20 protein-coding genes are annotated in these 24,263 nt (G+C 34.2%); 9 read left to right on the forward strand and 11 right to left on the reverse strand.

Annotated features, from left to right (window positions below; genetic code table 11):
- The first annotated feature begins 160 nt into the window (after positions 1 to 160).
- From QLS65_RS04515 to QLS65_RS04540, 6 genes are all read left to right on the forward strand, one after another.
- The gene (locus QLS65_RS04515) at positions 161 to 3,307 is read left to right on the forward strand and encodes a hypothetical protein (RefSeq protein WP_282715767.1); all 3,147 of its coding nucleotides are present in this window, start codon (positions 161 to 163) and stop codon (positions 3,305 to 3,307) included.
- Complete coding sequence (gene ybeY, locus QLS65_RS04520) at positions 3,304 to 3,723, forward strand: rRNA maturation RNase YbeY (RefSeq protein WP_282713222.1); 420 nt, start codon at positions 3,304 to 3,306, stop codon at positions 3,721 to 3,723. The genes QLS65_RS04515 and ybeY overlap by 4 nt, the downstream gene beginning before the upstream one ends.
- A 143-nt stretch (positions 3,724 to 3,866) precedes the next feature.
- Positions 3,867 to 5,738, forward strand: a complete 1,872-nt coding sequence (gene mnmG, locus QLS65_RS04525; protein WP_282715492.1) for a tRNA uridine-5-carboxymethylaminomethyl(34) synthesis enzyme MnmG — start codon at positions 3,867 to 3,869, stop codon at positions 5,736 to 5,738.
- Positions 5,739 to 5,961: 223 nt separating this feature from the next.
- The gene (locus tag QLS65_RS04530; protein WP_282715494.1) at positions 5,962 to 6,810 is read left to right on the forward strand and encodes a class I SAM-dependent methyltransferase; all 849 of its coding nucleotides are present in this window, start codon (positions 5,962 to 5,964) and stop codon (positions 6,808 to 6,810) included.
- A gap of 244 nt (positions 6,811 to 7,054) precedes the next feature.
- Entirely contained in the window at positions 7,055 to 7,666 is a 612-nt protein-coding gene (locus tag QLS65_RS04535) for an OmpH/Skp family outer membrane protein (protein ID WP_233206852.1), read from the forward strand.
- A 297-nt stretch (positions 7,667 to 7,963) separates the two neighbouring features.
- Complete coding sequence (locus QLS65_RS04540; RefSeq protein ID WP_282715497.1) at positions 7,964 to 10,231, forward strand: helix-turn-helix domain-containing protein; 2,268 nt, start codon at positions 7,964 to 7,966, stop codon at positions 10,229 to 10,231.
- A 56-nt stretch (positions 10,232 to 10,287) separates the two neighbouring features.
- Here QLS65_RS04540 and QLS65_RS04545 read toward each other — a convergent pair whose 3' ends face one another.
- The gene (locus QLS65_RS04545) at positions 10,288 to 11,235 is read right to left on the reverse strand and encodes an HU domain-containing protein (RefSeq protein ID WP_282715499.1); all 948 of its coding nucleotides are present in this window, start codon (positions 11,233 to 11,235) and stop codon (positions 10,288 to 10,290) included.
- A gap of 199 nt (positions 11,236 to 11,434) precedes the next feature.
- On the opposite strand from QLS65_RS04545, the gene dprA reads away from it, so the two are divergent.
- Positions 11,435 to 12,535 carry a DNA-processing protein DprA gene (gene dprA, locus QLS65_RS04550; protein WP_282715501.1) on the forward strand — a complete coding sequence of 367 codons (1,101 nt, stop codon included), beginning with the start codon at positions 11,435 to 11,437 and terminating at the stop codon, positions 12,533 to 12,535.
- 425 nt (positions 12,536 to 12,960) lie between these two features.
- Here the strand turns inward: dprA and QLS65_RS04555 are convergent, their stop codons facing one another.
- The 3 genes from QLS65_RS04555 to trpS form a co-directional block, all read right to left on the reverse strand.
- Positions 12,961 to 13,545 (reverse strand): hypothetical protein, encoded by a 585-nt coding sequence (locus QLS65_RS04555; RefSeq protein ID WP_282715503.1) that lies wholly within the window; start codon positions 13,543 to 13,545, stop codon positions 12,961 to 12,963.
- A gap of 7 nt (positions 13,546 to 13,552) precedes the next feature.
- Positions 13,553 to 15,130: a hypothetical protein gene (locus QLS65_RS04560; RefSeq protein ID WP_282715505.1), complete on the reverse strand. Its 1,578-nt coding sequence runs from the start codon at positions 15,128 to 15,130 to the stop codon at positions 13,553 to 13,555.
- 429 nt (positions 15,131 to 15,559) lie between these two features.
- Complete coding sequence (gene trpS / locus QLS65_RS04565) at positions 15,560 to 16,534, reverse strand: tryptophan--tRNA ligase (protein ID WP_282715507.1); 975 nt, start codon at positions 16,532 to 16,534, stop codon at positions 15,560 to 15,562.
- 137 nt (positions 16,535 to 16,671) lie between these two features.
- Here trpS and QLS65_RS04570 point away from each other — a divergent pair, with 137 nt between their 5' ends.
- A complete protein-coding gene (locus QLS65_RS04570) occupies positions 16,672 to 17,433 on the forward strand; it encodes a lysophospholipid acyltransferase family protein (protein WP_282713229.1) in 762 nt (253 codons plus the stop codon).
- Here QLS65_RS04570 and QLS65_RS04575 read toward each other — a convergent pair.
- The 7 genes from QLS65_RS04575 to QLS65_RS04605 all read right to left on the reverse strand — a co-directional run bounded on the left by QLS65_RS04575 (position 17,417) and on the right by QLS65_RS04605 (position 23,262).
- On the reverse strand, positions 17,417 to 18,862 hold the full coding sequence (locus tag QLS65_RS04575) for a hypothetical protein (RefSeq protein WP_282715509.1): 1,446 nt from the start codon (positions 18,860 to 18,862) through the stop codon (positions 17,417 to 17,419). The two genes, QLS65_RS04570 and QLS65_RS04575, sit on opposite strands and share 17 nt — an antisense overlap.
- Positions 18,859 to 19,401, reverse strand: a complete 543-nt coding sequence (locus QLS65_RS04580; protein ID WP_099716227.1) for an RNA polymerase sigma factor — start codon at positions 19,399 to 19,401, stop codon at positions 18,859 to 18,861. Before QLS65_RS04580 ends, QLS65_RS04575 begins: the two co-directional genes overlap by 4 nt.
- Before the next feature lie 14 nt (positions 19,402 to 19,415).
- Positions 19,416 to 19,826, reverse strand: coding sequence for a lipoprotein (locus QLS65_RS04585; protein ID WP_282715511.1), 411 nt, complete (start codon positions 19,824 to 19,826; stop codon positions 19,416 to 19,418).
- 135 nt (positions 19,827 to 19,961) lie between these two features.
- Positions 19,962 to 20,969, reverse strand: coding sequence for a recombinase RecA (gene recA / locus QLS65_RS04590; protein WP_099716226.1), 1,008 nt, complete (start codon positions 20,967 to 20,969; stop codon positions 19,962 to 19,964).
- Between the two features lie 199 nt (positions 20,970 to 21,168).
- Positions 21,169 to 21,678 carry an acyl-CoA thioesterase gene (locus QLS65_RS04595; protein ID WP_099713930.1) on the reverse strand — a complete coding sequence of 170 codons (510 nt, stop codon included), beginning with the start codon at positions 21,676 to 21,678 and terminating at the stop codon, positions 21,169 to 21,171.
- A gap of 47 nt (positions 21,679 to 21,725) precedes the next feature.
- Positions 21,726 to 22,109, reverse strand: a complete 384-nt coding sequence (locus tag QLS65_RS04600; RefSeq protein ID WP_099713929.1) for a DoxX family membrane protein — start codon at positions 22,107 to 22,109, stop codon at positions 21,726 to 21,728.
- A 4-nt stretch (positions 22,110 to 22,113) separates the two neighbouring features.
- Entirely contained in the window at positions 22,114 to 23,262 is a 1,149-nt protein-coding gene (locus QLS65_RS04605) for a DNA polymerase III subunit (RefSeq protein ID WP_282715513.1), read from the reverse strand.
- A 466-nt stretch (positions 23,263 to 23,728) separates the two neighbouring features.
- On the opposite strand from QLS65_RS04605, the gene QLS65_RS04610 reads away from it, so the two are divergent.
- Complete coding sequence (locus tag QLS65_RS04610; protein ID WP_282713233.1) at positions 23,729 to 24,172, forward strand: hypothetical protein; 444 nt, start codon at positions 23,729 to 23,731, stop codon at positions 24,170 to 24,172.
- Positions 24,173 to 24,263 lie beyond the last annotated feature (91 nt).

Genomic DNA, 24,263 nt, shown 5'->3' on the forward strand with positions numbered 1-24,263 from the left:
AATTTTGGAAAATCAGCAATTTATTTATCAAAAACTAGAAGCTTTCATCAGGAAGTTTTATACCAACGAATTGATACGGGGAACTATTTTCTTTATCGGTTTAGGATTGTTGTATTTTCTATTTACGCTTTTTGTCGAATATTTTCTTTGGCTCAAGCCAATGGGAAGAACCATTTTATTTTGGACTTTCGTTGGAGTAGAAGTGTATTTGTTGTTTCGTTTTATTTTGTTTCCAATTTTTAAATTATTCAAACTTCAAAAAGGAATCGATTACAATCAGGCTTCGGCAATTATTGGAAATCATTTTACAGAAGTGAGCGACAAGCTGACTAACTTTTTGCAATTATCAAATCCCAGTGAACATCAAATCAAATCGGAATTATTGGCCGCATCAATTGAACAAAAAGCGAATGCGTTGCAACCAATTCCTTTTGGGAATGCCATTAATTATAACCGAAACAGGAAATATTTTCCTTTGGCTTTAATTCCAATATTATTGTTTGCTTTCTTTTATGTCTCGGGTAACAGCAATATGATTTCTCAAAGTTTGAATAGAGTAGTACATTTCAATTCGGCTTTTCTGCCACCTGCTCCTTTTAAATTCGTAGTTCTTAATTCGAATTTACAAACGGAGCAAGGAAAGGATTTTATCCTTCGAATAAAAACCGAAGGAAAAATTGTTCCTGAGAATGCGATGATTTTCATTGACGACGAAAGTTATTTTATGGAATCATCTAAAGCAGGAGAGTTTCAATTTAAGATGGCAAAGCCTTCAGAAAACATTTTGTTCCACGTGGAGGGAAATGCTATTTCTTCTCCAGATTATGAATTGAAAGTGATAACCGTTCCATCGATTGCAAATTTTGAAATGCAGTTGAACTTTCCTTCTTATTTGAATAAAAAATCAGAAACTATAAAAGGAACAGGAAATGCTGTTATTCCGGAAGGAACGCGTGTGACTTGGAAAATGAACACACAAGCCACAGAAAATGTAGCGTGGATGGATGGAATTTCAAAAGCTACTTTTTCGAAAACTGAAAACACCTTTGTTTTATCTAAAAATATAGTTCAAAACACAGATTATCAAATATTTACTTCAAATGATAAAGTAAAAAACTACGAAAAACTCAATTATCAGCTTACTATTGTTAAAGATCAGTTCCCAACGATTAATGTGAACAACGCACCGGACAGTTTGAAGGTGGCTAAGAACTATGTTTTAGGTCAAATCTCAGATGATTATGGTTTGTCTAGACTTCAGATTGTGTATTACGAAAGAGAGAAACCACAAACTGCCAAACGTGGAACAATTGCTATTAAGAAAAGTGCTTTTGACCAATTCGTATTTTCATTTCCAAGCAATCTTCCGGTGGAGCAAGGCGTGTCTTATGATTATTATTTTGAAGTTTTTGATAACGATGCCATTCATAATTTCAAAAGTACAAAGTCTTCTGTTTTCTCGAATCGTGTTTCCACAAATGAAGAAAAGGAAGATCAAATTTTGCAACAGCAAAATGATAACATTAACAGTTTAGAGAAGTCTTTAAAAAACCAGGATAAGCAAATTTATGAAATGGAGAAGTTGCAAAAAACTGGAAAAGAAAAAGAAAATCTGGATTTCAAAGATCAGCAAAAAGTAAATGATTTCATCAAACGTCAAATGAAACAGGATGAGATGATGAAAGAATTCACTAAAAAAATGAACGATAATTTCGAGCAATTTAAAACCGATAAAAAGGATGAGTTGAAAGAAGAGCTTCAAAAGCGAATGGACAAAGCCGAAAAAGAATTAGAAAAAAACCAGAAACTTTTAGATGAATTGAAAGAACTAAACGATAAAATTCAGAATGAAGAGTTGTTGTCTAAGTTGGATAAATTCAAACAAAACAGTAAAAACCAAACTAAGAATTTAGAACAGTTGGTGGAATTGACAAAGAGGTTTTATGTAGAAAAGAAAGCAGAACAATTAGGGGACAAACTGGACAAGCTTTCTGATAAACAAGAAAATTTATCTAATGATGAAAAGGAAAACAAACTGGACAAGCAAGAAGATATTAATACTGAATTTGACAAAATCCAAGAAGATTTAAACGATCTTGAAAAAGAAAATAAGGAATTAAAATCACCTTTGGACTTGCCTAAAGACGATGCTAAAGAAAAAAGTATTGACGAAGATTTAAAGAAAGCGTCTGAGGAATTGAAGAAAGACAAAAAGGACAAAGCAAAGCCTAATCAAAAAAGCGCTTCTAAAAAGATGAAAGAGATGGCGCAAAAAATGGCACAAACTTTGGAGCAAGGTGAGATGGAACAATTGCAGGAAGATGTGGCAATGTTGCGACAAATCTTGGATAACTTATTAGCATTTTCTTTGTCACAAGAAGACTTGATGAATCAGTTCAAAAAGCATAAATCAGGGTCTCCGGCTTTTAATAAAAACATTAAAATTCAACAGGATTTAAAGCAACAGTTCAAGCATGTTGATGACAGTTTGTTTGCAATGTCGTTGCGTAATCCAAAAATTGCTGAAGACATAACCAAAGAAATTGGTAATGTAGTTTACAATGTAGATAAGTCTTTATCTAGTTTAACCGATGCTCAAGTTCCAAAAGGATTGTCACACCAACAATATACTGTTTCTGCGGCTAATAAACTTGCAGATTTTTTAAGTGATATGCTTAACAATATGCAAATGCAGATGTCAGGAATGGGTTCTGGGAAACCGAAGCCAGGTCAAGGTCACGGAATGCAATTACCAGATATTATTAAAAAGCAAGAAGGTCTTGGTGAGAAAATGAAAGACGGAATTAAAAAAGGGGAGAAACCTGGCGAAGGCCAAAAAGGACAAAATGGCAAGCAAGCTAAACCAGGAGAATCGGGTGAAGAAGGTGAGGGTGGCGAAGGCAATGCACAAGCTATAATGGAAATTTATAAAGAGCAAAAGCAATTGCGCGAAGCATTGCAAAACGAATTGAATAAACAAGGATTGGGGGGTAATGGACAAAGCGCTTTGGAACAGATGAAGCAAATTGAAAAGCAATTATTGAACAAAGGTTTTAAGAACGAAACACTTCAAAAGATACTGAATGTAAAACAGGAATTATTGAAATTGAATTCTGCTATACAACAACAAGGAGAGGAAAATAAGCGCCAATCTGAAACCAATAAAAAGGAGTTTAATAATCAATCTAATGCGCTCCCAGCTGCTTTATTAGATTATTTGAATAGCATAGAAATATTAAATAGACAATCCTTACCTTTGCGCTCGAATTTTAATCAAAAGGTTCAAGAATATTTTAATAAAAAATGATCAATTTTAATTACGAAACCGACTTTAATTTAGACAACGAAGAAGCCATTGAGGCTTGGTTGGGAAATGTTATTGTGTCGGAAAAGAAAAAAGAAGGAGAGATAAATTATATCTTTTGTGATGATGAATATCTACACAAAATTAATGTTGAGTATCTTGACCATGATACGCTTACGGACATCATCAGTTTTGATTATTCTATGGGTAATGAATTGCACGGAGATATTTTTGTTTCTGTCGAAAGAGTAAAAGATAATGCTGCTGATTTCAATGTTTCTTTTGAGGAAGAATTAAAACGCGTTTTAGTTCACGGCATCTTACATTACTGTGGCTATAAAGACAAAGGTGAAGCTGAAGAGCTTTTAATGCGTTCTAAAGAGGATGAAAAAATAGCTATGTTTCACGTGGAACAATAGTGCTGTTTTTGTTTTTTAAATCTAAAATGTTTCACGTGGAACATTTAGTATTGATTTGATAAATGGGTTTACAATGTTTCACGTGGAACAAAATACAGATTTCAAAATTACAATCCTGAATAAGGATTAAACTATAAAAGAAGATGTTTCTAAATGAATATGATGTAATCGTTGTGGGTGCAGGGCATGCTGGTTCAGAAGCTGCCGCCGCTGCCGCAAATTTGGGTTCAAAAACCTTATTGGTTACAATGAGCTTGCAGAACATTGCGCAGATGTCATGTAATCCAGCGATGGGTGGAATTGCCAAAGGACAAATTGTGCGTGAGATTGATGCGCTTGGAGGATACTCGGGAATTGTTTCGGATAGGACTGCAATCCAGTTCAAGATGCTGAACAAATCCAAAGGTCCTGCAATGTGGTCGCCGCGTGTTCAAAGTGACCGTATGCGTTTTGCAGAGGAGTGGAGAATGATGCTGGAAGGAACTCCAAATCTTGATTTTTATCAAGAAATGGTGAAAGGTTTGATTATTGAAAACGGAAAAATAAAAGGAATCCGAACTTCGCTTGGAGTAGTGATTCGGTCTAAATCGGTTGTGTTAACCAATGGAACTTTCCTGAATGGTTTGATCCATATTGGTGAAAAACAATTCGGTGGTGGAAGAGCAGGCGAGAGTGCCGCGTATGGAATTACCGAAGATTTAGTTGCGGCTGGTTTTCAATCAGGACGAATGAAAACGGGAACGCCTCCAAGAGTCGATGGGCGTTCTTTGGATTATTCGAAAATGAACGAAGAAAAAGGAGATGCTAAGCCGGATAAGTTTTCCTATTCGGATGTGACTTCGCCGTTGATTCATCAAAAATCGTGTCATATGACCTATACGTCTCTTGACGTTCACGATATTTTAAGAGAAGGTTTTGATCGTTCGCCGATGTTCAACGGAAGAATAAAAAGTCTTGGACCAAGATATTGTCCGTCAATTGAAGATAAAATAAATCGTTTTGCTGATAAGGAAAGACATCAATTGTTTGTCGAACCTGAAGGATGGAATACCTGTGAAGTTTATGTAAATGGATTTTCTACATCGCTTCCTGAGGATATTCAATTCAAAGCCTTGAGTTCTGTTGCGGGATTTGAGAAAGTGAAATTCTTTCGTCCAGGGTATGCAATCGAATATGATTATTTCCCGCCGACACAATTGAAACATACTTTGGAAACAAAATTGGTTGAAGGATTGTATTTCGCCGGACAAATAAACGGAACTACCGGATATGAAGAAGCGGCTTCTCAAGGATTGATGGCTGGAATAAATGCACATTTAAAAGTACACGAAAAAGCGCCGTTAATTTTAAAAAGAGACGAAGCATACATCGGAGTTCTAATTGACGATTTAATTACGAAAGGAACAGAAGAGCCGTATAGAATGTTTACTTCCCGTGCGGAATATAGAACTTTGTTGCGTCAGGATAATGCCGATTTCAGATTAACGCCAATGTCACATGAAATTGGTTTGGCTTCAGAAGCGCGTTTGCGAAGAATGGAACACAAACTAAATGAATCTGAAAAAATGGTGGCTTTCTTCAAAGAAACAAGTGTTTCGGTTGCGGAAGCAAATCCTATTTTGGAATCAAAAGATACGGCACTGATTACGCAAGGGGATAAAATGTTCAAAGTGTTTACTCGTCCACAAATTGATTTGGAAGACATCATGAAATTTGAAAAGGTAGTAGCTTATGTTGCAGAAAACGATTTGGACCAAGAAATTTTGGAACAAGCCGAAATCCAAGTGAAGTATTCTGGTTATATCGAAAAAGAAAGAAATAATGCAGATAAGCTGCTTCGATTGGAAGATGTAAAGATTCCTGAAAATTTTGATTACGATAAAATTAAGTCGATGTCAATTGAGGCTAAACAAAAATTGAGCAAGATTCGTCCGGTAACTATTTCTCAAGCTTCACGAATTAGTGGTGTGTCGCCTAGTGATGTTTCAGTCTTGTTGATTTATATGGGACGGTAGGGATTGTAGATTTTTGATTAACGATTTCTGATTGCAGATTTACCAAGATCTGAAATCAGAAATCGTTAATCAAAAATCTTAAATCAAATGTTCCACGTGAAACTACGTTGTGAAGCCTTGCTATAATTGAATAATCACAAAAATAAATATTTCAACCTTGAAAGCACCCGTTGGTGTTTTCAGGGTTTAGTTTAAAATTAAAATATAAAAGCACTACTAATTAATGGACATTTCAAACCAACAGCCTTTTTTAACCGTTCAAGATTATTCTGTTTCTCAGGAAATTTTCGACTTATATCATGACGAGAAATTAGACATGCTGATTACGTCTCCGCAACCCAGTTTAGAAAATTTAGGAAAGTATTACGAAAGCGTTGATTATATTTCGCACACGGATAGTAAACGATCTTTGTTTGAAAAAGCATATCATTTTGTAAAAACCATTGCGCTTAAAAATAAATTGAATTTAATCAATTCATTGCAACCGAATAAAGGAAGCATTTTAGACATTGGTGCCGGAACAGGAGATTTTTTATCTGTGGCCAAAGAAAACGGTTGGCACACCATAGGAGTGGAGCCAAGTGAAAAAGCAAAAGCGATTGCAAAAAAGAAAGGTGTTTCATTTGTTGGAGAAACCAGCGAATTAGACAATCATTCTTTTGATGTGATTTCGATGTGGCATGTTTTGGAACACGTTCCTAATTTGGAAAACCAAATCAAAGAATTGAAACGATTATTAAAACCAAATGGAACTTTAATAATTGCTGTTCCAAATTTCAAATCTTTCGATGCAAAACATTACGGAAAGTTTTGGGCTGCTTATGATGTGCCGATTCATTTTTGGCATTTTTCTAAAACGGCCATAAAAATGCTTTTCAAAAAAGAAGAAATGAAATTGGTAAAAGTGCTTCCTATGAAATTTGATTCTTTTTATGTGAGTTTGCTTTCGGAAAAATATAAAACCGGGAAAATGAATTATATAAAAGCCTTTTTTGTTGGATTGCAATCGAATTGGGAAGCGAAGAAGAATTTTGAGTATTCTTCACACATTTACATCCTAAAAAACAACTAAAAATCATTTTAAGCGCATTTAAGCGTATTTTTTGATGAAATCGAGGGTGGTTGTCGGATTTTTAGACTGATTAGTTTATTTAAAAGATATGAACGTCATTTTTGATAGTCATAAATTATGCGTTCATTAATCACAATAATAAAATCTTATATCATAAATATGTAGCATTTTTTAAACTTTATGTCAATGCTGTCTATTTTTTTATATTTTTGTCACCAATACTTAAAATTAGAAATTAACCGAAATGAAATCGAATATTCAAGAATACCAAAAAAGTAATATTAAAAATATGAGTAAAAAAGCATTAGTAATTATCGCACTTTCAATTTCTCTTGTTGCTTGTAATAAACCTGCAGAAGTTAAAGAAGTAAAAACAGCTTACGTAGACACTTCTGAATTAATGAAAGAATATACAGAGGCAAAAGACCTTGAAGCAAAATATAAATCAAAAGCAGAAGAAAAAGGAAGACAATTAGAAGCTGAAATTGCAAGATTTAAGCAAGAAGCAGCAAGTTTTCAATCTCAAGCACAAGCAAACGGTCAAGCTTGGGCACAACAAAAAGGTGCTGAATTGCAAAAAAGAGAGCAACAATTAGGTTATGCACAACAAGCATTGTCTCAAGAATTGCAACAAGAAAGCGGAAAAGAAATGGATTCTTTAGTAAGCGGAGTGAAAAAATTCATTAAAGCATACGGTAAAGAAAAAGGATACGCATACATCTACGGTACAGGTGACGCAGCTTCAATTCTATACGCTGAAGACAAATTTGATATCACAAAAGAAATTATCAAAGCCTTGAACGACAAGTATAAAGCTCCTGCTAAAACAGAAGAAAAAGCAGAAGCTAAAAAATAATTTTTTTATATTAATTCAAAAAATTGCCTTCGTCTACAGTTAGATTGAAGGCATTTTTTTTGAAGCTATTTCCCGCTATCCGATGTAATCTCTCGTTTAGCAAGTGTTTTTTCTTACCCATAAAAGGAGCTTCTTCTAGTCGCTCTTTTCCGGCCAGAAAAAATCACTTTCTAAATTTCGAGGATTTCCGCTGCTATCGGGGCTAAAAAATAGTCGAATTATAATCCTAAAATGTTTTCCAAAAATTAAAATAGTATTCCTAATTTTCAATACTTTAGCTTTACATATACACGCCTAATGCAAACCATTTCAGAAGCCGCTGCTTACACCTTACGATTCATCAATCAAACCCATCGATCCGTTTTCCTGACAGGGAAAGCAGGAACGGGAAAAACTACCCTTTTACGGGAAATTATCCAAACCACACACAAGAACACTGTAGTTGTGGCACCAACGGGAATTGCGGCGCTAAATGCTGGCGGTGTAACGATTCATTCCATGTTTCAGTTGCCGTTTGGAGGGTTTATTCCGGATAATTCATCGCCTCAATTTTCTGAAAGCACCAAATTTGAAACCAAAGCTACCTTGCGCAGGCATTTCAAAATGAGTGGTTTGAAAAAATCAGTAATCCGCAATATGGAATTGCTGATTATTGATGAAGTGAGTATGCTTCGTGCGGATTTACTGGACGCTATGGATTATATGATGCAAACGGTACGTAAAAAAAACAGTGCTTTTGGTGGCGTTCAGGTCTTGTATATTGGCGATTTATTGCAATTGCCGCCGGTAATTCGGGACGAAGAATGGCGTACGCTGAAAACCTATTACAAAGGAAAATTCTTTTTCCATTCGCATGTCGTGCAGCAACATCCGCCTTTATACATTGAATTGTCCAAGATTTTTCGTCAAACTGATGATACGTTTATTTCGGTTTTGAATAATCTGCGCAACAACCAGATTTCCCAGCAAGACATTCAAACGTTAAACCAATACGTAAAACCTGATTTTGATTTAAAAGCAAACAAAGGATACATCACGTTAACCACGCACAACAACAAAGCCGATTCTATGAATGCGCAGGCTTTGGAAGATCTGGAAGGAAAGTTAGTGGTTTATAAACCTGAAATAACAGGAGATTTTCCAGATAAGATATTTCCCGTGGAACAACAATTGCAGTTGAAAGTAGGCGCGCAAATCATGTTTGTAAAAAACGATTTGTCGTTTGATAAGCACTATTTCAATGGAAAAATGGGTGTTATCAAATCGCTTTCTAGTCAGGAAATTCTGGTTCATTTTCCGGAAGAAAACAAAACCATAGAAGTCGAAAAATACGAGTGGCAAAACATCCGCTACAAAGTAGACGAAACCACCAAAGAAATTGAAGAAGAGGTTTTAGGGACTTTTGTGCATTATCCCATCAAATTGGCGTGGGCAATTACGGTTCATAAAAGCCAGGGATTGACATTTGATAAAGCTGCGCTTGATGTTTCGCAAGTTTTTCTTCCTGGGCAGGCTTATGTCGCATTATCGCGTTTACGCTCCTTAGAAGGGCTTATTTTACTTTCTCCGCTGCGCATGAACGGTATTTCAAACGATCAGGATGTGATGGATTATTCGTTAAACAAAGCTTCGGATTCGTTTTTAGAGAATGCGTTGCATTTTGAAACCAAAAATTTCATCCATAACTATCTGATAAACACGTTCGATTGGAGTGATTTGGCTCAGGAATGGCGCAATCATAAATTCAGTTACAACGAAAAATCAGAAATATCAGAGAAATCCAAACATGCCGTTTGGGCCAAAAAGCAAACGGAAGTCATCGAACAGCTTTTGGATCCATCCAAAAAATTCATCTCGCAATTGAATAAACTTTTTGGTCAGGAAACAGTCGATATGAATCATGTTTCGGAACGCATTCAAGCCGCTTTCAGTTATTTCCTAAAACCAATGGACGATTTGGTTTTTGAAATCCTTTGGAAAATAGAAGAAGTAAAACGCATCAAAAAAGTAAAAGCGTTTTACGATGAATTAATTGTTTTGGAAGAATTGCAAACCAAGGCCGTTCTGCGGTTAATGAAGGCTAAATTATTGATTGAAACCGTTGTTGCAGGAGAAACCATTTCGAAAGAGAAATTGACCTCCTCAGAAATAAAAAAATACATCAGCCGAAAAACGGAAGCCATACAAAATCAATTCAAGGAAGTAAATATCACACTGATTGAAGACGAAAAAGACGTGGAACGTTATACTTCGAAAAAATCAAAAACAGCAGCGCCTAAAAAATCAACGGTCCAGGAAACCTATGAATTATGGGTAGAAAAGAAATCAATTGAAGATATTGCGACAATCAGGGTGTTGACGAAACAAACGATTTACTCGCATTTTGTGAAGTTGATACAAACCAAAGCAGTATCCATTTCAGAAGTTTTACCGGAGGATAAAATGCAGGATTTGGCAGCTGCTTTTGCAGGATATAAAGAAGAATCACTGAATACCATGATGGAAAAACACGGTCATAAATTCTCTTGGGAAGAAGCGAGGATGTACAAAGCGAGTTTGAATTGAAGCAATAAAGCGCTAAAAATAAAAAACCCTATTCGGTAAGAATAGGGTTTTTGTTTTTATAGTGATTGAATCAATATCCAAGCCTCTGGGTTGTGCTTTTCATTAATTTCTTTTTTTGCTTTTTCTGCTTCAGCAAATGTGGCGTAACTGCCATATAAAACTGGAAAATAACCATTTTTATTAGGAGGGATTCGTTTGGCATCATATCCTAAACGATTTAAAATTCGCAACGTTTTGTCTGCATTTTTTTCTTCTCTGTAGACTCCAGCCATAATGTGATACGGCATTTTTATTTCGGCAGTCGATTTTACGGAGAGTGTAACAGCAGGAACCGGACTTTCGATGAAGAAAGTGGCTTGCTGAATTTTATTTTGAACTTGTTTTTGAACGGCAGTTTCAACAAGAATCGTTTCTGAGGCGATTTGGTTTTGATACATTGGATAACCAACGCTTCCTGCAAGTCCTAATCCTAACACAAAAATAGCAGCGTATTTTAAATATGGATTTGCTGTTCTGGTTTGTTCAGGAACCATTGTGATGGTTGCTTTTTCTTCAATTGCCTCTACTTCTTTTTCAAAGATTGCTCTTTTTACAAGTGGTGAAACAAAAGGAGCCAATCCAAAAGAACTGGTTAAATAATTCGTTTGATCATAAGGTGTGAAAACGATATTATGATCCGCGTTCAAACGAAGGTCACCTACATTTTTTATAGAAAAAAGTTGGTTTTCTTCTAATGCTTTTTTCCAATTAAAAACCTCATATTGAATTGCGCTTACCGCATATTCATATGATGTTTTCTCTGCTAAAGCGATATGATTGGCTAATAAACCATCATTGTTTTTTAGATTAGCATTGAAAGCAATCATTTTTTTGGGTGGAGAAAATGAATTTGTACTTTCGTTTAGTTTAGCCGATTGAATTTCGGTCAAAAAAGCTCCGAAACCAGGAACGGTAACACATTGATAACGGTATAAAAGCTGCGCGATGTATAGTTCGATTTTCATACTTACAAAGTTATACAACCAAAATAGTTATCAAAATTTTATTCACAATTTTTATTAACAATCCGCATAAAAATTTATACATTTCACTCTCAAATAATTAGCATGAAATAGCCATGTTTAATCGTTATACAAACATAAATAAAGATTTCTTTAAACTGGCGTATTCCATATTCCAATAAAAAACAAGTACTATCTACATATGAAAGAGCAGGATTTATTTTATTTATTGGCATTGCAAAGAATTGAAGGCGTGGGCGACATAATGGCCAAAAAACTGCTTACCCATTTTGGAACTGCAGAAGCGGTTTTTAATACAAAGGCTTCGCAACTTGCTGCTATTGATGGAGTAGGCTCTGTTTTGCTGAAAAATTTAAAGGATAAATCGGTTTTCGAAAAAGCAGCTCAAGAACTGGAGTTTATAAAAGCGAATGAAATCAATGCTGTTTATTTTCAAGACTACGACTATCCGGAACGCTTGAAACATTGTATTGACGGACCACTTTTATTATTCACCTCTGGAAATATCAATTTAAAAAACAGAAAAATAATCAGTATAGTAGGAACGCGCCAAATTACCTCGTACGGAACGGAATTTTGCAGAAAATTGATTGAAGATTTGGCTCCGCTCGATCCTATAATTGTCAGTGGTTTTGCCTATGGCGTCGATATTGTGGCGCATCAACTGGCAATGGAACATAATTTACAGACGATAGGAGTTGTAGCGCATGGTTTGAACCAAATTTACCCAAAAACCCATAAAAAATATGTGTCGAAAGTAGAACAAAACGGTGGTTTCATGACTGAGTTTTGGAGTTCTTCGAATCCCGATAAAGAAAATTTCGTTCGAAGAAACAGAATCGTTGCGGGAATGTCTGAAGCGACCATCGTAATTGAATCAGCCGATAGAGGTGGTTCATTGATAACGGCAAATATGGCAAATGATTACAATCGTGATGTTTTTGCGGTTCCGGGACGTGTTACGGATAAGTACAGCCAAGGTTGTAACAACTTGATAAAAACCCAAAAAGCAAATGTCTTGACGAGCGCTGCGGATTTGATTTATATCCTGAATTGGGATATCCAGAAAGAAACAAAATCGGTACAAAAACAATTGTTTGTAAGCTTAGATGATGAAGAACAAAAAGTATACGATTACCTTTTAAAAACCGGAAAAGAACTAATGGATATTATTGCGTTGCGCTGTGATTTTCCTATTTATAAAATCTCAGGAATACTGTTGAATATGGAATTGAAAGGTGTGATTAGGCCTTTGCCGGGGAAATTATTTGAGGCGATTTGATTTAATTCTACCAGGGTAGGAAACCCTGATAGAATTGTAATTATTTTTTACACCTCAAATCCTAATTTTTCTCTCACTCTCGATAGAAAGTTAGCTAGGATAATTTTATTTTTCCATCTGAAAAATAGGACCTACTTTATAGAAAAAACGATAGAATAAATATATGTTTTCATGATTAATAGTTTTATTCAATCTCAAAACCTGATTCGACATGAATATATTCTGTTTTTCTATGATTATTTTTAACTGAAAGAACTACATAATCATTAAAATATTCACAAAGCTTGTAATCATTTAATTTTTGTTTTTATTATAAAACTTCGAAGAGCGTATAAATTTTTTAAGGGAGGATGAGTGTTTTTTTTAAATGTTTCATTTTTTTCTATTGAATCTTTGGCTATATATAGTTTTGGTTTATTAAATCTTTATAAACAACCACTGCAGTTATAATCACCAATTTTTTCGACAAGAATCCATTTTCTTTTATCTCTTTTCATAACTACAACTATTTGCGGTTTAGAGCTATTTGCTATAACATCAATGCTATATAAAAACAGTATGTACTTTTTATTGTGATAATAAATAGGTTCTGATATAACTATTACTTTTTCTATCTTTGGATACCTTATTAAAAAATTATAATTAAAGAGTTCTATTCGATTTTCATTGATGAATTTAAATCCTGGTAAATCTTCTTCTTTCCAATACTTTTGGATAGTATCCTTAGAATAACTATGAAATAATTTATTCCAATATTTTTGTTCAAATAGAGTGCTAGTATAATCTATTTCGTTTGGATAAACAACATGCTTTTTGCCTTTTCCTCTATTAAAAATTCTTAATGTCTGTATATTATTTTCTTTGTTTCTTAAAATATAGTATTCCTTGTTAGAAATATTTTCTGATTTCAAAAATATATTTATTGGTTCATAATCGACAAGATATGGACTAGTAGCACAAGAAGAGATAAAAAATGGAAAGAGTATAATTAAGATATGTAAATTTCTCATATTTAATTTATTTACAAGGTGTTCCAATAGGAGAATTTATTCCATATTGTGATCCAATTTTTTCAGTATTAATTCTTGCAAAAATTCTTTCTCGATCTTGATAATTTTTATGATTAGAATCATTAGGGTAGTTTTTATTAAATATGTTGGTTCCTATAAGTCCACCCCAAGCCATATCAAGATATACTTGACGTGGAAAATCAGTAAGTACACCAGTATGAAACTGTTCAATGGTTGATGCTATTGCGTAAACATATTTTTCAGCAATTAACTCATGGTGAGCTTCTGGCAAGATATTAGGATTTTTTGTGATTTGCTGTTGAACATACGCATCATATATGGTTGGAAAATCATATATTCCTAAAGTTCCATACGTTTTATTTTCTTCCAATAAACTGATCAAATAAGCATGAATTATTTCATGAGACATTGTAGTCGCGACAGATAAATCTGTCGGACGAGTTGGATTGCCAAATCCATTAATATAATTCCCATTAAAAACCATATTAATATCCGTAATGGAACCATTTACTTTTGTTGTCTGTGCTAAATCATTTGGATTAGTAACTTGCCCCGTTGACATACTAATATTAAAAATTGATCCCGACGGGGTAAATCGAATTAGCATTGTTGCAATATCACCTCCTGATAAATTTTTTAATTTATCGAGAACCCCTTTCGTACATGTATCCAGCTCACTATCATCAATTTGATCCTCTATGGCTTCAGCCAAAAGCTGATTGGTTGCAGGTACTCCTTCCCAACTGCCCGTTTCAGATTCATAAGTAAAAATAAATCCTTCACCATAAGCTTTTTGTTGGTCTTGAGGCCAATCAAAAATCAAGTAAGGACGTGATTCAGGAACTGACTTTACTACAACTTCAGGTAGGCTGATTAGAATGATTTTCCAAATGTTACCTATAAACTGAAATCTAACGTGTTCGCCTTCTGGCGAGAAGTAATCGTATGTGTCGTTCGTATTGGGCGAATTCGGAAAACTGGGCCCGCCTCCTGTCCCGCCTGAGCTAGAACCACCACCGCTACCGCCACCACAATCATTTGTTGTTTTATACGCCATTTCTTCACAAGGAGAGCAGGTAGTATACACGTATTGACTGGTTTGTGTACCATTAGAATAGTATGTTACCCAATACCAATCAGTACAACCATTGGTTTTTCCCATTTTATTTTTGGTGCTTTTTAGGCTTAAAGTCCCATTTTCTGTAAGAATTCCGCTTTCAAATTGATCTGTAAGTAGTTTGTTTTGATATGGACTGTAAAACGATACAAGGCCAGAATACTGATTTTTATCTTTATTATGATCTAAAATGGAAAGAATCATTTTATTATAATCTTTATCATTAAAAGAGGTTTTATCGCTAAAAGTAACAATTCTTGATCGAATAATTTTATTTTCAATCAGGAAGAAAAGGGTCTTGATTTTGTTTGAAGTTTCTACTCCATTTAAAGATTTTACGTCAACAATTAGTACTTTTTGAGTAGATTTTAAATCATAAATTTTTAGAGTATTCATGTCAATTGCAGCGGATAATTCTTCAATTTTATTTAACTGTTTTTTAGGCATTTAATTTGAGTTCTTCCAAATAACGAGCTGTTTCATCTTTATAAATAGCATTTATTTGATCTTCTTCTCTAACTACATCTTCCTCTACTTGGCAATTGCTCAACGTTATTGCTAGAACAAAAAGAAGTAGAAATTTGCTAATGTAGCTTTTTGGTTTTTGGTTTGTTTCATAGTTTGATTCGTAAAGTTAAGACTATTTATCCCAATAGCTGTTTACAAACATAGGAAGTGTTTATTGTAATGGAAATACCCACTTTTAATGATATTTTAAAAAAAAATCCTTTCCAGTCTCTAAGCCAAAAAAGGATTGCTATAAACGCGAAATAATTTTAACATATAAGTCATGTAAGCTTTTGTAAAACAATATCACATTAAACTTATAGTAACTTTAAAAAACTTGCATGACTTATATGTTTTAAAAATGGATTGTTACACTTCAAATCCTAGTTTTTCTCTCACTCTTGCCAGAACTCCATTCGCAACAGCCGAAGCTTTTTGAGCACCAATCTTTAATAGTGCATCTACTTCAGGAAGGTTATTGATGTAGTAATTGTATTTTTCTCTTTCGGTTTTGAAAGTTTCTGTAATCAATTCAAACAACGCTTGTTTGGCGTGACCGTAACCGTAATTTCCGCCAAGGTAATTGGCTTTCATCGCTGCGATTTGTTCTTCATTTGCTAGTAAGGAATAAATAGCAAAAGCATTGCATGTATCTGGATTTTTAGGATCTTCCAGCGGTGTGCTGTCGGTTTCAATGCTCATGACTTGTTTGCGTAATGCTTTGTCGTCTAAAAAGATATTGATAATATTATTGGCTGATTTACTCATCTTTCCGCCATTGGTTCCTGGAATAAGCATGCTGTCTTCATGAATTTTGGCTTCGGGAATTACGAACGTTTCTCCCATTTGATGGTTGAAACGAGAGGCTACATCACGTGTGATTTCAAGGTGTTGCAATTGGTCTTTTCCTACGGGAACAAACTCTGCATCGTATAATAAAATATCGGCAGCCATCAGCATTGGATACGAAAATAAACCAGCGTTTACATCTTCGAGTCTGTCGGCTTTGTCTTTGAAAGAATGTGCTAATGTCAAGCGTTGAAAAGGGAAAAAACAACTCAAATACCAAGATAATTCCGCTGTTTGCGGCACATCTGATTGTCTGTAGAAAACTACTTTGTCCACATTCAAACCACACGCTAACCAAGCTGCAGCGGTACTGTAGGTATTGGTTCGTAGGGTTTCGCCGTTTTTTATTTGTGTTATCGAATGTAAATCGGCAATGAAAAGGAAGGATTCGTTTTCAGGTTTATTTGATAATGCTATTGCGGGAATGATTGCGCCAAGTAAGTTTCCTAAATGTGGTGTTCCTGTACTTTGAACGCCTGTAAGTATTTTTGCCATTATTTCTTTTTTCTTAACCGCAAAGTTCGCAAAGATTTTCGCAAAGTTTGCAACGATTGTAAAGTTTTTCTAATACTTAGTTTTCCAAAGCAAATTCTTTTATTATTATTCGCCTACGATTTCTTACTTTTGAACTTATGAGAGGATTAAAAATTGTTTTTTGGGTTTTGTGGCGCGTATGGTTTTATATTTTGATGGCCATTCCCATATTGGTGATGTTTCCTTTTCTGGTATTGTCTATTTTGACAGAAAGCGGCTATCCTTATTTTTTTAAGATGGCTCGTATTTGGGCAAAATTTATTCTTTTCGGAATGGGATTTTATTATAAAATAGATAAAAGCCAAGAAATGGAATATCAAAAAAGTTATATGATTGTTGCCAATCATACTTCCATGGCTGATATTATGCTGATGCTTGCTCTGACTAGAAATCCGTTTGTTTTTGTGGGTAAAAAAGAACTTTCAAAAATTCCTTTGTTTGGATTTTTCTATAAAAGAACCTGTATTTTGGTAGACCGAAGTTCTTCAAAAAGCAGAATGGAAGTCTTTAATCGCGCTCAAAAAAGAATCAATCAAGGATTGAGTATTTGTATTTTCCCCGAAGGCGGCGTTCCAGATGATGAATCTATTTTGTTAGATACTTTCAAAGACGGTGCTTTCCGATTGGCGATAGAACACGAAATTCCTATTGTTCCAATTACTTTTGCTGATAACAAGAAGAGATTCTCGTATACTTTTTTTAGCGGAAGCCCAGGAATTATGCGTGTAAAAATGCATTCACACATAGAAACTTTAGGAAAAACCGGCGTTGACCGAAAAGAAATTCGTGAAGAAGTACGAGAGATAATATACAATCAACTAGTAGCTTTCGATTCTGATCCAATTAAAAGCTATAACTAATACCAGAATACAATCCGATAAATAACGGTTTAAAGTCGCCCGAGTTGTTTGAAAATGTATTCAATTGATATTTTACCATTGGTTCCACATTAATTTGGAATGATTTTATAATCTGGTACTTAAATCCTAAACCCACATTAGTACTGAAATGGACTTGATTCAAGTTTTTTGCTTCGCCTAATTTCACATTGGTTTCAGATGAAACTAACGATATTTTATTTTGGCTGAGAAACAAAGTACTTACACCTCCAATAACGTTAATTCCGAATTTTTTATCCAAAACAGCATAGGAAACCTCCAAAGGGACTTCATAATAACCCATTTTTTGATTGATAGTGCCTGTATTGGTTTTTTGTAAGTTGATTTCAAATATGGATAACATACTTGAATTAGATTCATTTTTAATTTCGATTAACGCATTTGAAGTGTAATTAATATTCGCCAGATTATTATTTGCCAAACCAGTTGAATAGACTACGTTATTCGTGTTGTATCCTAACGAGAGTTTGTTAATTCCGCTTCGTAAGGCTACTTTTTTAGAAACAGCATAATTTACCCCAACACCAAAACTTAAGCTGTTATCGCCTGTTTTTTGATTTTCTGAAAATTGAGGGTCAATGGCTGAACCGCCTGAATTCGAATTCAGATATACAGCCGCAATGTTTGGCGTAATTTGCCACTTGTTTTTTTGATTGAGAACCACAGCCTCTTTTTCTTCTCCTTTTTTCTTTTTAAGAATTTCTTCTAATTCATTTGGAGTTTCAGCAGGACTTGAAGGCTCTTTTTTAGAGTCTATTGCTGCAATTTTAGCGTTTTCATTCTCTTTTAAATTGCTTTTTTCCAGTGTTTGATTTTGTTGAATGTTTTCAAACGGATTATGGGTTTTTGTATTGTTTTTTTCAGCAGTAACAACCGTAGCGTTTTGGTTGTCATTATTTGCTGATGTTTGTTTTAGCGGTGAATTATTTTTTTGGAAATAAACAACAGAACCGTTTTGATTCTTCTCTTTGTTCGAATTGATTTTAAATCTATCAGAAGATATAATTTCTTTTTCATCTGTTTTTCCTGTTTTAATTTTGTTAACTACGACCTGAGGAATTGTTTTCACTTCTAAAGGATTACGTGCTCTTTTTGTTTTATCAAGAGTAGAATCCTTTCCTTCAAACGAATTTTTTAAAACTTTCGTGTCTATGACAACACCATTTTTTATTTCAAATTTATTGTTAATAATGGTATTCAATGCAAAAAAACCTAAAAGGAAAGCGGCGGCAATCCCAGAAGATTTTATCCAAAAAGGAATTACTTTTCGGTCCTCCTCTTTTTCTTTTAAAGAGGCCTGGATATTTATCCAAACTTGTTTACTGGGCTGTGATTCAAAATCTTTGAATCGCTCTTGAAACAATCGGTCTATATTTTTTTTATCGTTCATTTTGCCAATGAATTTATTTTAGTTTTTGTATGATGATCAATTTTTTCTTTCAAAATTCCTCTTGCTCGCGCCAAATTTGATTTTGTGGTTCCGGTACTGATTTTAAGCATCTCGGAAACTTCTTTATGAGAATATCCATCAAGTACATAGAGACTAAAAACTAATCTATACTGGTCTGGTAACTCTTGAATGATTTGCATTAGATACTCGATAGAAATATTTTCGTCTTCAATTTCGACTTCTTCCTCAGGAATATTGTCGTTTATGACTTCCATATATCTAACGCCTCTGAATTTTTGAAGGGCATTGTTAATTAATATTCTCTTTGCCCATCCTTCAAAAGAACCTTTAAAATTATACTGCTCAATTTTATCAAAAATGATCAAAAACCCATCCTGTAGATTGTCTTCGGCATCTGCATAATCAGTGGAGTATTTTAAACACACCCCAAAGAATTTTTTAGAAAACAATTGGTACAATTGCTCTTGTGCCTTGGGGCAGTTTTTTTTACATTGATTAATTATTTGATCTAATACCACAGTTTTTTCGGTCATTAATTAATCACTGGAATTTCAACTTCTTCAAATATATTTTGACCATTGGCATCTTCACCTTTGTAAAATTTAAAAATATAGGAACCGGTATTGGTTACATAAAAATTGAAAGAAACCTCTGATGGTGCAGGAATTTGTTGTGTACACACTTGATTAGTATTCACTGCCGTTTGAATTCCTATGGTTCGTATATTTAAATTTTTATCATAATATATCCCTTGGAAAAAATGACATTCAGAAGGTCTTGTATACTTTAATTTTATCTCATAGGTTTGCCCTAAGGTGAAAGATTGAGGCACTGTATAACTGTCTACCGGAAGTACTTCATAGCTGTAATTGGGTTGATCATCGTCAATACTACAGCCCGTCAGGGTCAACAAAAACAGGGTGAGTAAAACAATTTTTTTCATCTTTACTAATTTAAAAGTTAATACTATTCCGTCAGTTTAAAAGTTTTTAGTGACGGTTTTCTTATTAGATGAAATTTTTTAAAAAGGTTGCGTTGTAAATTAAAAAAACCCGATATTCTCGGGTTTTTAGTTCTTTTATGCTTCAGCTAGTTCTTTTATTCTGGCTTTAATTTTTTCTTCAAGTTCATCCGCTAATTCCGGATTGTCTTTTATTAAAGACTTAACAGCATCACGGCCTTGTCCTAATTTGGTTTCACCATAACTGAACCAAGATCCCGCTTTTTTGATGATTTCAAATTCTACAGCTAAATCTAAAATTTCTCCTGTTTTTGAAATTCCTTCACCATACATGATGTCAAATTCAGCAATTTTAAAAGGCGGAGCAACTTTGTTTTTCACCACTTTTACTTTGGTTCTGTTTCCAAGGACGTTATCTCCATCTTTAATTTGTGTAGAACGACGAATGTCTAAACGAACCGAGGCGTAAAACTTCAATGCATTTCCTCCTGTTGTTGTTTCTGGATTTCCAAACATTACACCAATTTTCTCTCTTAATTGGTTAATAAAGAAAACAGTACAATTTGTTTTGCTAATGGTTCCTGTTAATTTACGCAATGCCTGAGACATCAAACGAGCGTGAAGACCCATTTTAGAATCTCCCATTTCTCCTTCAATTTCACTTTTTGGAGTCAAAGCGGCAACCGAGTCAATTACTACAATGTCAATCGCTCCTGAACGAATTAAGTTTTCAGCAATTTCTAAAGCTTGTTCTCCGTTGTCTGGTTGCGAGATGATTAAGTTTTCGATATCTACACCTAATTTCTCTGCGTAATTTCTGTCGAAAGCGTGTTCCGCATCAATAAAAGCAGCAATTCCACCCGCTTTTTGAGCTTCGGCAATAGCATGAAGTGTCAGGGTTGTTTTTCCAGAAGATTCCGGACCGTATATTTCAATGATTCTACCTCTTGGATACCCGCCAACGCCTAACGCTAAATCAATTCCTAAAGATCCTGATGAGATAGTTTCCACTTCTTCAATGGCTTTATCCCCCATTTTCATCACCGTTCCTTTTCCGTACGTTTTGTCTAGTTTGTCAAGCGTAAGTTGTAGCGCTTTTAATTTGGATTCTTTCTCTGTACTCATCTTCTCTTTTACCTTTTCTTTCATCTATTTGTATTATTTTATAACTCTAAGAAACTGACAGAATGACTAATTATCCTGAAAATTTCATTTATATGCAAAGATTTATTTTCGTAAAAATACTTCTTTTTTTAATGTAAATTTTCTCTTTCAAGAATATTTTAAATCTAAATTTCAATAAAAAATAAGTTGCTTATACGTGTTACTGAAACAATGCCTTCAATTCAGTAGCTTCATGAGGATTTAATTTTCCTGCTAAAACTAAACTGAGTTGTTTGCGTCTCAATGCAGCATCAAAACGTTGTTTTTCCAGTTCTGTTTCTGGAATTAATTGAGGTACTTCTACCGGTCTTCCGGTATCATCAACCGCCACAAAAGTATAAATTGCCTCATTGGCTTTGGTACGGTTTCCTGATTGTCTGTCTTCAACCCAAACGTCAATATAAATTTCCATTGAACTTCTAAATGATCGGGAAACTTTGGCCTCTATAATAACCACGCTTCCAAGAGGGATTGCTTTATTGAAAGCTACGTGATTTACTGATGCGGTCACGCCAATTCTTCTAGAATGTCTTCCTGCGGAGATACTGGCTGCGCGATCCATACGGGCCAATAATTCGCCTCCAAAAAGGTTGTTCAAAGGGTTGGTCTCACTTGGTAAAACCAAATCAGTTAATATAGTAAGGGATTCTGAAGGATGTTTTGGAGTCATGTTTTTTATGTAAAAGAGAATCGTTGTTTTTAAATAATAATTGGGTTTTAGTTTAACCAATAAACCGCCAATATAGCTGGTATGAAATAGATAACAATTGTTCTGGCACCATCATAATCTTTCGCCAATCGCTGTCCGAAAAGCAACATTAATAAAGTGATACAAGAGAAAACCGCTCCATAAAAACCGAATATTCTGCCATTATTTACGAATAATTCAATGCAGCCCACTACGCATAAAATACCAGAGATTAATTCTAATATTAAAATGTTAAGCAATGCTAATGGCACATGGTTTTTTAATGGTGTTTTAGAAAAATGACCTTTCAACCAGTCCACATTATCTTTCCAATAAAACAGTTTATCGTAACCGGATTGCAGGAAAGTAATGGCTAGAAAAATTAAAATTAAAATCGAAGTAATGTTGTTCATTTTTTTATTTTTTGTGAATTAAACGGGTGAGTTTTATAGATAAATCGGTTAAAATAATTTTAGCGTTTCCGTTGCGCTCAATGTGATACATGGCATCCGAAAGTTCTTTGAAAATATCATTTATGTTGTTGCCATTTACGAAAGGCGCAAAATTCTCCAGTTTGAATTTTTCCACTTTTGGCTCCATATAAACCAAGCTTTCCGTTTGGTAATTGAGCAACATGGCCTGACGGAACATATCGATACAAAAATGTAAAAACTTCTTTTGGGTTTCTCTTCCTAAACTGGCAATTTGCTCGCTCCATTGAATCAAATCCTGAATGGCAGCTGCATTTCCTTTGGCTCTAAAAGCAGCACGAACCCAATCAACAAACCACTTTTCAAAAAAAACCGATTCGCTGTCCGGTTGTAATAATTGCAGTGCTTTGTTATAATTTCCTTGTGCTTGATGTGCTATTTTTAAAGCTTCTTTAGGCTCTGTATTTTCTCTTGAAACCAAAGCTTCAGCAATTACGGTTTCATTTAATCCGTTAAAATGTAGGACTTGACATCGGGAACGAATGGTTTGGATTATATCTTCTTCGTTTTCTGAAATCAAGATAAAAACCGTTCTGTCCGTAGGTTCTTCGAGTAATTTCAATAGTTTATTGGAAGCGGCAATATTCAATTTATCAGCCATCCAAATAATCATGACTTTGTAACCGCCTTCATAAGATTTTAATGCGAGAGATTTTAAGATTTCCTGGGCATCATCAACCCTAATTTCTCCTTGTTTGTTTTTAACGCCAAGAGTTAAATACCAGTCAAACAAACTTCCGTACGGATTTTGAGTCAAAAAAGCTCTCCATTCCGTGATAAAATCAATACTTTTTGGTTTGGTTTTTACATCTTCGGTACTTACGGTTGGGTAAATAAAATGCAAATCGGGATGCGAAGTTTTCTGGAATTTGATATTGCAGGCTTCGTTTGAACCGGAGTTTTCGGCGTTTTGATTACTGCAAATAATATATTGTGCATAAGCAATTGCCATGGGTAAAGTACCACTTCCTTCAGGGCCAACAAACAGTTGTGCATGTGGAATTCTTCCCAAATCAGCACTTCTTGTCAAATGACTTTTAATGTGTTCTTGTCCTAAAATTTCTGAAAATTGCATAAAGCAAAGATAGAAGAAAATGGTTTAGTCTAAAATTTTCGGATGCAAACTTTCAGGAAAAGTAACGGTATAAATGATATTGTGTAAGCCTCTTTTTAAGATCAAAATTTAACTTTTTTTAGGGAAAAAAAGACTTAAAACAGATAAAAAAGGCGGTTATTTATGAAAATTTAACACTTTTTGATTGTCATCATGTAAGTTTAATATTAATAAACAATTTTTTTTTTGGTAAGAATTAAATTTTATTTTCAGATGCTATAGATAGTAGAACGAAACAGTGTTAAACCCAATAATATCACTTGTGTCGTGAAAAAACACAGTATTCGACGAAATGCAAATATGTTCGTTATAATACGTTTTTTTTTACATTTTGTAATCTTTTGTAGTCAAAAAAAATATTGACAAAATTGCATTTTGACTTTTATTGTATATTTTTGTTAGATAAACTAATTGGTAAATTCAAATTATGAAAGGGAAAATTATTTTTTTCAGTGTGTTTTTTTTGTTAGCAACAGGCGTGGTTTCAGCACAAGATAAAAATGCTCCTAAAAGTATTATTAGTACAAACGCGATAATAAAAAAATACCACGTTAAGGAAGAGTTGGAAGGAATGAAAAAAGGAGAATTATTAGAACTTTATATTGAACGTATAAAAGTTTTGGTAAAAACATTACCCTACATTGCCTTAGCTACAAAACCCGGAGTTACGATGAATGATCTAGGAATTCCTAATGATGCCGATAATAGAAAAATATTAGCGGGGCAAGATGAAAGTACTACAAATTTCTTGGATATAACGGTGGCTTTTCAAAGAAGAATGGTGCCTTATTCAGATACGGATAATTTAGTAAAAGCAATTTTATTTTATGAAAATACATTGAAATCATTACATGAGTTCAATGATATGTAGTATTTGTAAGGCTTAGTGTAATTCCTTTTCTAGTTTTTATTAACAAGTAATTTTATAAGAGCATTGTAGCGATAATCGAATATTGATTTAG

The sequence above is a fragment of the Flavobacterium algoritolerans genome (genome assembly GCF_030010385.1).
Classification (GTDB): domain Bacteria; phylum Bacteroidota; class Bacteroidia; order Flavobacteriales; family Flavobacteriaceae; genus Flavobacterium; species Flavobacterium algoritolerans.

What these genes read in the sequence shown, in the direction of transcription:
- QLS65_RS04605 (WP_282715513.1), bottom strand. Translation starts at nt 23,262, where the DNA reads ATGCAATTTTCAGAAATTTTAGGACAAGAACACATTAAAAGTCATTTG.
- QLS65_RS04515 (WP_282715767.1), top strand. Translation starts at nt 161, where the DNA reads ATGGGAAGAACCATTTTATTTTGGACTTTCGTTGGAGTAGAAGTGTAT.
- QLS65_RS04595 (WP_099713930.1), bottom strand. Translation starts at nt 21,678, where the DNA reads ATGACTCCAAAACATCCTTCAGAATCCCTTACTATATTAACTGATTTG.
- QLS65_RS04575 (WP_282715509.1), bottom strand. Translation starts at nt 18,862, where the DNA reads ATGAACGATAAAAAAAATATAGACCGATTGTTTCAAGAGCGATTCAAA.
- QLS65_RS04555 (WP_282715503.1), bottom strand. Translation starts at nt 13,545, where the DNA reads ATGAGAAATTTACATATCTTAATTATACTCTTTCCATTTTTTATCTCT.
- ybeY (WP_282713222.1), top strand. Translation starts at nt 3,304, where the DNA reads ATGATCAATTTTAATTACGAAACCGACTTTAATTTAGACAACGAAGAA.
- mnmG (WP_282715492.1), top strand. Translation starts at nt 3,867, where the DNA reads ATGTTTCTAAATGAATATGATGTAATCGTTGTGGGTGCAGGGCATGCT.
- QLS65_RS04560 (WP_282715505.1), bottom strand. Translation starts at nt 15,130, where the DNA reads ATGCCTAAAAAACAGTTAAATAAAATTGAAGAATTATCCGCTGCAATT.
- QLS65_RS04530 (WP_282715494.1), top strand. Translation starts at nt 5,962, where the DNA reads ATGGACATTTCAAACCAACAGCCTTTTTTAACCGTTCAAGATTATTCT.
- QLS65_RS04570 (WP_282713229.1), top strand. Translation starts at nt 16,672, where the DNA reads ATGAGAGGATTAAAAATTGTTTTTTGGGTTTTGTGGCGCGTATGGTTT.
- QLS65_RS04585 (WP_282715511.1), bottom strand. Translation starts at nt 19,826, where the DNA reads ATGAAAAAAATTGTTTTACTCACCCTGTTTTTGTTGACCCTGACGGGC.
- QLS65_RS04535 (WP_233206852.1), top strand. Translation starts at nt 7,055, where the DNA reads ATGAAATCGAATATTCAAGAATACCAAAAAAGTAATATTAAAAATATG.
- QLS65_RS04545 (WP_282715499.1), bottom strand. Translation starts at nt 11,235, where the DNA reads ATGAAAATCGAACTATACATCGCGCAGCTTTTATACCGTTATCAATGT.
- recA (WP_099716226.1), bottom strand. Translation starts at nt 20,969, where the DNA reads ATGAGTACAGAGAAAGAATCCAAATTAAAAGCGCTACAACTTACGCTT.
- trpS (WP_282715507.1), bottom strand. Translation starts at nt 16,534, where the DNA reads ATGGCAAAAATACTTACAGGCGTTCAAAGTACAGGAACACCACATTTA.
- QLS65_RS04540 (WP_282715497.1), top strand. Translation starts at nt 7,964, where the DNA reads ATGCAAACCATTTCAGAAGCCGCTGCTTACACCTTACGATTCATCAAT.
- dprA (WP_282715501.1), top strand. Translation starts at nt 11,435, where the DNA reads ATGAAAGAGCAGGATTTATTTTATTTATTGGCATTGCAAAGAATTGAA.
- QLS65_RS04600 (WP_099713929.1), bottom strand. Translation starts at nt 22,109, where the DNA reads ATGAACAACATTACTTCGATTTTAATTTTAATTTTTCTAGCCATTACT.
- QLS65_RS04610 (WP_282713233.1), top strand. Translation starts at nt 23,729, where the DNA reads ATGAAAGGGAAAATTATTTTTTTCAGTGTGTTTTTTTTGTTAGCAACA.